This window comes from Pseudoalteromonas holothuriae, from assembly GCF_945859825.1.
GTDB lineage: Bacteria > Pseudomonadota > Gammaproteobacteria > Enterobacterales > Alteromonadaceae > Pseudoalteromonas > Pseudoalteromonas holothuriae.
In genome coordinates this window covers 502,598-510,606 of record NZ_CAMAPC010000002.1, presented here as the reverse complement: position 1 = coordinate 510,606, position 8,009 = coordinate 502,598, and the positions used below count along the sequence as shown (strand labels likewise).

Genomic DNA, 8,009 nt, shown 5'->3' with positions numbered 1-8,009 from the left:
TTACTCGACGCTGACTCGTTTTGCTTTGCTTATTGTGCGTAGCGCTCCGTGTCAGTGGGGTCGCATTATAGGGCGATGAATAAAAAGCGCAAGCGCTTTTTTTAAGAAAATTATGATTATTATCCCCCTTTTTACCTATACACATTTAAACACTAGGTTCACACAAGTTGCTCACAAAAACCTGTGCATAACTGTGCGAATTTGCCCTTGCCAACCCTTTAAAAGACTCTTCTATATATATGTGCTAAATTACGCGCCCTGACATATTCGTTCATTTAAAGTAGGCTTTGTAGTTATGGCTGATGTTTTAAACTTTATTAGTGGGTTGCTTTGGGGTCATGTCCTTATCTATCTATTAATAGCAGCAGGTTTATTCTTTACCCTTCGTTTAGGGTTCATTCAATTTCGTCAATTTCCTTATATGGTAAAAGTTATGGCTAATAGTCGTAGCGGTGCCAATGAGGGGATCTCTTCATTCCAAGCATTTTGTACTTCCCTTGCCGCACGTGTTGGCACCGGTAATATGGCTGGAGTTGCAGTGGCATTATACCTAGGCGGTGCAGGCGCTATTTTTTGGATGTGGCTTATTGCTCTAATTGGTATGGCAACCAGCTTTGCAGAAAGTACCCTAGCTCAGCTTTATAAGGTCAAAGACGAAGATGGTAACTATCGCGGTGGCCCTGCTTATTATATGGAGTATGGCTTAGGGAAACGCTGGATGGGTGTGCTGTTCTCTGTTTGCTTAATTTTAGCATTTGGTTTGGTATTTAACGCCGTACAAGCTAACTCTATTGCTGCTGCATTTGAAGTGGCCTTTAATGTTCCTAAGTATGTAATGGGTATTATTTTAGTTATTGGCTCTGCCTTTATTATATTTGGTGGCTTAAAAACCATATCTCGCTTTGCTGAACTTGTTGTGCCATTTATGGCATTAGCTTATCTATTAGTAGCACTGTATGTGTGTGCGATTAACTACGATTTACTTCCTGATGTGTTTATGCAAATCATATATAGTGCAATGGGGATTGAACAAGCAGGTGCAGGGGCTATTGGATATGCGGTGATGCAAGCAATGATCCAAGGTATAAAACGTGGTTTATTCTCAAATGAGGCTGGTATGGGTAGTGCAGCTAATGCCGCAGCTACGGCAACCCCCAATCCAAACCACCCCGCTTCACAAGGCTATGTACAAATGTTAGGTGTATTTGTAGATACCATTGTGATCTGTTCGGCAACCGCAGCTCTAATCTTACTATCAAACCAACTTGTACCTGGGTCTGGTGTTACAGGCATTGCGCTAACACAAGCCGCATTGGTTCAACATGTAGGTGAATGGGGCGCGACCTTTATAGCCATCGCTATTTTATTCTTTGCCTTTACCTCGATTGTGGCCAACTACTCTTATGCTGAAACCAATCTAATGTTTTTAGAGCACAATCATAAACACGGCATATTTATATTCCGTATATGCGTATTAGGTATGGTAATGTTTGGTGCCGTTGGTGAGTTAGGCGTAATTTGGACCATGGCGGATGTTTCAATGGGTATGATGGCCATCGTTAACGTTATCGCCCTATTTATGTTATCTGGTTTTGTGATCTGGCTATATAAAGACTACAACCGTCAATTAAAAGCAGGTATCACCCCTGTATTTAATGCCAATGAACACTCTAAAATGAAAGAAACTTTACCAAAAGATATTTGGTTTAAGTAACCTTTCAACATATGGCTGCCTGTTTTGCAGGCAGTTACACGCAAGTACGCTCATTTAATGTTCAAACAAACCAACTACTTATTGCCTTTCGAAAAAATATCCGTATAGTTACACCCAAGTCGGTATGTAGCGCAGCTTGGTAGCGCACTGTCATGGGGTGTCAGGGGTCGCAGGTTCAAATCCTGCCATACCGACCAGCTTTACCCTACCTAATCAATAACTTAGAACAGTCACACTCATCTACACAAAGTGTGTGGTAGTAATATTGTAGTAATATCGTAGTAAAATAATTTTTTATCTTCACCTCTTTCCTCATATTGTCACAAGTAACTCCAGCTAATATATTCCATAATTTAAGGCAGCTTTTATAGCTATATTACTCTTTTCATCTGACGCTTTTGCAAGCGGGAGCGGTGGTGGCGTTTGGCCCAGCCCAAGCTTTGGGCAAGCAAAGAAAATACTTAAAACCATTTACAAAGACTCCCCCACTACGTTTTACTGCGGCTGCGGCATTGAATGGCAAAGCAAGAAACGAACTCACCAAAAAAGGGAAAGTAAATAAACGCGCTCAGCGTATTGAATGGGAACATGTTGTGCCCGCTTGGGAGTTCGGTCATCAAATGCAATGCTGGCAAGACGGCGGACGTAAAACCTGTAAAAAAATACCAAAATTTAAGTCTATGGAAGGTGATTTACATAACCTGGTTCCTGCAATCGGTAAAGTTAACGGTGACCGCTCTAATTTTAAATTCAGCATGATTGAAGGTGAAGGTCGCGTTTACGGCCGGTGTGATGCAGAAGTAAATTTTAAAGCGCGTATATTTGAACCGGCGCCTGAAATTCGCGGTAACATAGCTAGGACCTACTTTTATTTTGAAAAGCAATATGGGCTTAAGATTAGTAAGCAACAACATAAACTTTATTCAGCGTGGGATAAGTTAGACCCTGTTGATGAAGCAGAGTGCTTGATTCAGTCAAAAAAGGCTGAGAAACAAGGCTGGGGTAACTCTTTCGTTCAAAAAGAATGTAAGTAAGTACTCTACTAGCATTATTAAAAGGAATGGAACATGGAATTAGATGCAAAAATTACTGCTGCCCTAATAGGCATATTTGGGCTCCTTTTGGCTTCTGTGCTTAGTGCTGCAGGATACTTCTATCGCTCAGTATTAGACAGTAAACGCAGTGCTAGAGTCGTACTGTATATGCTCTTTGAAATTCGTTATGTTGTGAAGCAAGAGCTTTCGTGCCCGATAACTGAGGCAGATGAGTCATTTGATAGATTTCATAAACATATGCAACCATTTAAAATTGATGAAGAAATCAGATTAATAGAACCTTTAATGAAATCAAAATTAGAGTCAGCTAACACAGGCATCAAAAAAGCATCAGTGGATGGCGTTTTAGAAAGAATGATAGAGCCATATGAAGAATCATTGAAGGAACTAGCACAAAAATCCCCTGTCCTAGCATTTAAACTAAAGGGAATTCAGAAACATTTAGCTAGCGCTCAAACTCGCATAGATCTAATTAAAAATCTACCTGAATTTCATAAAGAGCTTTTAGATGGCTTCCCAGGCAAGCTTACTGGACCGCTACCTGAGAGAATTTCAAACCTTATTAATAAAGCCGCAAGTGATTCCACGCTAGAGATAAAGCAAAATATAATGGAAGAAATAGAACAAAATATTATGCTGGTCGCTAAGCACTGCAGTATTATCGACAAGCATCGTAGTAAAAAACTTTTATCAATTAAAGAGGAAGATTTAAACTTAGAGTATTATCAAAATGTTGATGAGTATTTTAATGAATTCACATCTGAACTTATGGCTATTGCAAAAGAAGAGCTGGATGCAATCGATCGGAAAGCGCCTGTTTCTTGAGGCGGTCAAGCGCTCAATAAATATGTATAGTGCCACACTCTAAGTTCCCCCTTGTACTATTGTTGCCAAGTCATTTTAGCTCAGCCTAAAAGCTCCTGCCTGGTTCGTCCCAGAGCTTCTAGTGCATCATCTAACGCTAGAGTTTGCCTACTTTGTTTAATAGGCTTGGTTCCTAGGTCTTTAGCTATGAGCACATCAACCAATTCATCTGATCGAAAGATACCGATTCCGATTTGACAATTTTGGGGCCAAATTCCTCTTGCTTCATACATTTGTACTTTCGCCTCTAAGCTTCCTTTGCAAGCTCTATACCCTCTAAGTATATGACTATCTATGACTTTCCAAGAATGACCATTGCTATTCATAACAAATTGCAGTGTCGGTTTTTCATGTAACTTTGGATTTGTTAATTTATATAGTTTATTAAGATCTTCCCTATCCAGTAACCTTCTCTCTCTACCTGTCATATTCATGCTTTTCAAAAGAAGCTCGAAAGAGGAAAGGTTTATCTCAAAAACAGTTAGGTATTTTGGCGAGAATGGACGAATTCTCAGCCTCTGCAAGAATGAACCAGTATGAAAAAGGGGTTCATGCGCCTGATTTTAAAACAGTCAAAGCACTCGCTAAAGTTTTAGACGTACCAACTGCCTTTTTGTTTTGTGAAGAGGATGAACTTGCGGTACAAATAACCCAGTACCGTGATAATTTATAGCCTACTAAAATTGATGCTGTCATCTGATGAAAAAACTTGCTTTAACAATGCTGTCCGTAGTATCTCAAAGCTCATTCAGATAAGGAAGTAGCAACCCCTATCCTGTTAACTCCTTCGTGCATTCCGCTGTTCTCGGCTGACATTTGCATTTAACACCACTATCTTTTACCTGAGCTGTTTTCAACTGGTTTACAGGTATTTTAGCCAACTCAACTGTAAAGCCTTTATTCTGGATATTCCGAGCATGATGCCTGAGGTTTACTTTTGAAAAAAATGGCAAATGTAACTTTCCTTTTCGCGCTTGGATTATCGCGAGGACTATTGTCTGCTGACGGGGTCTAGTACTATCAAAATTAAAGTTAATAGTCGTATTTTGCAAGTGCTCTTGTACTTGAGGAACTATCTCTGGACTATTGAGTAGCATCTCCACACCATTCGAGGCTTGCGCTAACAAGTGACTAATTACGTTACTCCCCCCATAATGTTTTACGTGGATCAATCTGTTATCTTTGGTCATCAAATCACAGAATTCATAATTTTGTCGGACTTCTTTATTTCTAACCCAATGTTGATCAAGTAATGCAATTTCTTCATCATCAGCTATTCGCCTTAAATAACAACACTCCCTCAAATCATGGTAAGGTTTGCATTCTAGCCCTTCCCATTGTGGAAGCTTATCAAAATAAGATTCAACCTCTTGAGCAAAGCTAGTTTTTACATGATACCAACGGCCGTCATTTAACACATACTTGACTTCATTCAAGCTAAATTCACCATTTAACGCATCATAGGCACGGTACTTATCAAGTATCTGATACGCGCCATTGACTAAGAAAATATACTTTGACTTCAATGCGTTGATGGTTATTCCCTTTTTCTTTTGAAAATTAGCTTCAAGTAGGAACTGTCTTAAATTCATCTCTGGGTGGGAGCCGGATGAATGTCCCTTTTTCTTTTCGGCAGGGTATACAAAACCTGCAAAGTTTGCATAATCAATAATTTCTGGTGGAGCTAGCCAAACATCCCAAGGATCACTTTCTTTTGAATCTAGTATTTCATTCAACCTTTGTAGCAACTTTGCTTCTAGCTTTTCTATAACGGTTGGGTCTGATTCAATACCTATAAATTCAGCCCAAGGGTATCGTTCTTTGTAACTCTCGCTTAAATAAGCATCCATTATTCTTTCAGATATACATGCGAATTTTTCAAATTCGATTTCAGTATATAAAGAGACAGAGTCATTTCCAGAAACCATTTCTAAACAATCATTGCCATTGTCTACGATTGCCGTTAAAGACTTGAGTATTTCGTGATCAAACTCAAAATGGAAGTCTTGAATACTGGACTTTTTTAGTACTTGGGAACGAGTGTTTCTGGCCACACGCTCTAAAGTGGCTTTATCAATCGACTTTAGTTGCTCTGGATCACCAAGGTTCATTGAAACCCTTAACCCAAACCCTCTCTCAATAGAAGATTTGTTCACTAGGCATCTACCATAGCCAAACGTATAAATCACATAGCGGTCTTCTACTTTAAAAAAGTATACGCCCTTAACGGTTCTCTGTTGGAATTCTTTTTCATCTACTTTAAAGCTTGAAAACAACGCAGACCATTCAGCTGGGCTCTTATGATCCGCCAAACATAAAACATTGTTCGATTGTTCTGATGGGTCAAGATAATACTTTCTATGGGCCTTGGTGTTATCTAAAAGCTCATCTATTGATAAGTTTTCCTTTCCTAAGAAAGCTACAACATTTCTTTTCATCGAGCATACCCTTTTTCGGTCTGTAAATTAGGATGCTGTTTGCTCGACTGCTTACCCTACTTATAATTGCAAATTTAAAATCAATAGCAAAACAAACTAGGTTATAAAAGCTTATAAATCATCCTTACTTCAATTAAGCGTATTTCATAATTATGAATACAGCAAATATACGAACCAAGCCCTTTTAATCGAGGCATCATGAGCAATTTCCTCCTCTTTTAAAAGGGGCTACGCCCCCCGCTATGTCGAAGCGATAAATCGCTCGCTTCATAGCGGGGGGCTTGGCTTTTCTGATCTAATACGCAGATTTTTATTTGCAGATTGAAAGCGACCTTATTTAACGCTAACCTAAGCTTGAATTAGCCCTTTGGGCATTGAAGAAAAACGGCGCTGCTCAGCTGCCGACAACACATAGTGAGAACCCTCACGGTTTTAATATTTATGTCATGCCGCGCCACATTTATGGCGCTTTTCAAATTCGGCGCTTAGTTGCTGCCGCTTCCACGTATCTGAGGTTATTTTTAGGCGAGATCAGTCCGAGCCTTGCGCTGTTGCGCTTAACTGGGGCGAATAGGCTTTAGTGCCGCTGAGCAACTGTGTTGCCAGTTAATCTTACAACCAAGGAACACGCATGACTTTTAACCCAAATAATGAAGTCGCTTTATTAAAAGCGCAAACTAAATTACGTGCCCGTAAACGACATAAATCATCCAAGCTTGATAAGTATCGCACTCAACTTTGTAAACTATATGACGCGGGTGCAACTAAAGCTGAGTTACAACGCTGGCTTGCCATGAGATGTATCGTTGTACAGTGGACGACCGTTAAGCGGTGGCTCGATAAAAATGCCTAAATTTGCCAAAGCCAGCACACAAGCTAAAAACGTTATCAAAGGACTCACTAAAACAAAGCGTATAAAGTCTTTAGGTACTGCCAGAAACTATATGCAGTCACTTAAGACGGTTGCCAGCTGGTCCAAAGACATCGGCATTAATGGCATTCAGGCTATGAGTATAGAGCAAGCACGCATGTATCTCGATTACAGAGCTGAAATCGTCGGCCAAAAAGCCTTAGATATGGAACGCCAAGCAATACAAGCTATGATGCACTTAAATGGCAAATTACAACCAAAACAGACCCTTTACCGCGTGAAGTCATTATTAGAAGAAATAAAACGCTCACGTGCATACACACCTGAACAAGCTCACGCCATCTCTCAACGACAAACTTTTAAACACGAACTAGCAACACAACTTGCTTACGCCGCAGGCTTGAGAGCCCATGAACTATTAACACTTTCTAAAGCCAGTGAAAGACCACCAAATAACCGCCCAGCCCTAGATTCGAAATGGCAGGGCCGAAGTGGTGAGCTATACACTGTAGCAGGTAAAGGCGGCTTGATACGACATGTGTTAATACCAAACTACCTTGTTGAGCAATTAGAAGCTAAAAAGCTCAAGCAACCTATCACAGTCACCGATAGAGAAATTAATTATTTGCAGCATTATGATATTGGTGGTGGCAAAAAATGGTCTGATTCTTTTTCTAAAGCCTCTAACCGCACCCTACTCTTTTCAACTGGCGCACACGGCCTTAGGCATAGCTATGCTCAAGAAAGAATGATTGAACTTAATGCATTAGGCTTTAAATATAAAACCGCCTTAGAGACCGTTTCACAGGAGATGGGGCATTTTAGACCTGAAATAACTGAAGTTTATTTAAGATGAAGCTACTTTAAGTTACATAGCTTTTTACATTAACTAAAATATATTTAAGAGCTCTGTATCAAAACCAAGTCCAAAGTACTGGCTGTACAGCTAAATCAGATATACAACATTGGCAATTGAGAGTCATGCATGTGAAGTTAAGATAAAATCCACCCCGATTTGTGACTAATGCCAAGCTATATATTAAATTAAAGTTCTATTATTAAGTTAA

At 39.7% G+C, this 8,009-nt stretch carries 8 protein-coding genes and 1 tRNA gene; 7 read left to right on the top strand and 2 right to left on the bottom strand.

The genetic code is table 11. The annotated features are described in order from the left end of the window. Positions 1-295 precede the first annotated feature (295 nt). The 4 genes from OCI93_RS04570 to OCI93_RS04555 all read left to right on the top strand — a co-directional run bounded on the left by OCI93_RS04570 (position 296) and on the right by OCI93_RS04555 (position 3,594). Complete coding sequence (locus OCI93_RS04570) at positions 296-1,714, top strand: alanine/glycine:cation symporter family protein (RefSeq protein WP_261625859.1); 1,419 nt, start codon at positions 296-298, stop codon at positions 1,712-1,714. Positions 1,715-1,834: 120 nt separating this feature from the next. Further along, positions 1,835-1,911: transfer RNA gene (locus OCI93_RS04565), tRNA-Pro, on the top strand. 219 nt (positions 1,912-2,130) lie between these two features. Further along, positions 2,131-2,748: an endonuclease gene (locus OCI93_RS04560; protein ID WP_261625858.1), complete on the top strand. Its 618-nt coding sequence runs from the start codon at positions 2,131-2,133 to the stop codon at positions 2,746-2,748. 33 nt (positions 2,749-2,781) lie between these two features. Next, a complete protein-coding gene (locus OCI93_RS04555) occupies positions 2,782-3,594 on the top strand; it encodes a hypothetical protein (protein ID WP_261625857.1) in 813 nt (270 codons plus the stop codon). Between the two features lie 80 nt (positions 3,595-3,674). Here OCI93_RS04555 and OCI93_RS04550 read toward each other — a convergent pair whose 3' ends face one another. After that, positions 3,675-4,061 carry a hypothetical protein gene (locus tag OCI93_RS04550; protein WP_261625856.1) on the bottom strand — a complete coding sequence of 129 codons (387 nt, stop codon included), beginning with the start codon at positions 4,059-4,061 and terminating at the stop codon, positions 3,675-3,677. Between OCI93_RS04550 and OCI93_RS04545 the strand changes: the two genes are divergently transcribed. After that, entirely contained in the window at positions 4,055-4,306 is a 252-nt protein-coding gene (locus tag OCI93_RS04545; RefSeq protein ID WP_261625866.1) for a helix-turn-helix domain-containing protein, read from the top strand. The two genes, OCI93_RS04550 and OCI93_RS04545, sit on opposite strands and share 7 nt — an antisense overlap. A gap of 97 nt (positions 4,307-4,403) precedes the next feature. Here OCI93_RS04545 and OCI93_RS04540 read toward each other — a convergent pair whose 3' ends face one another. Further along, positions 4,404-6,071: a TIGR04141 family sporadically distributed protein gene (locus tag OCI93_RS04540; protein WP_261625855.1), complete on the bottom strand. Its 1,668-nt coding sequence runs from the start codon at positions 6,069-6,071 to the stop codon at positions 4,404-4,406. A gap of 631 nt (positions 6,072-6,702) precedes the next feature. On the opposite strand from OCI93_RS04540, the gene OCI93_RS04535 reads away from it, so the two are divergent. Continuing rightward, positions 6,703-6,924 (top strand): hypothetical protein, encoded by a 222-nt coding sequence (locus OCI93_RS04535; RefSeq protein ID WP_261625854.1) that lies wholly within the window; start codon positions 6,703-6,705, stop codon positions 6,922-6,924. After that, positions 6,917-7,798 carry a site-specific integrase gene (locus tag OCI93_RS04530; RefSeq protein WP_261625853.1) on the top strand — a complete coding sequence of 294 codons (882 nt, stop codon included), beginning with the start codon at positions 6,917-6,919 and terminating at the stop codon, positions 7,796-7,798. Before OCI93_RS04535 ends, OCI93_RS04530 begins: the two co-directional genes overlap by 8 nt. Positions 7,799-8,009 lie beyond the last annotated feature (211 nt).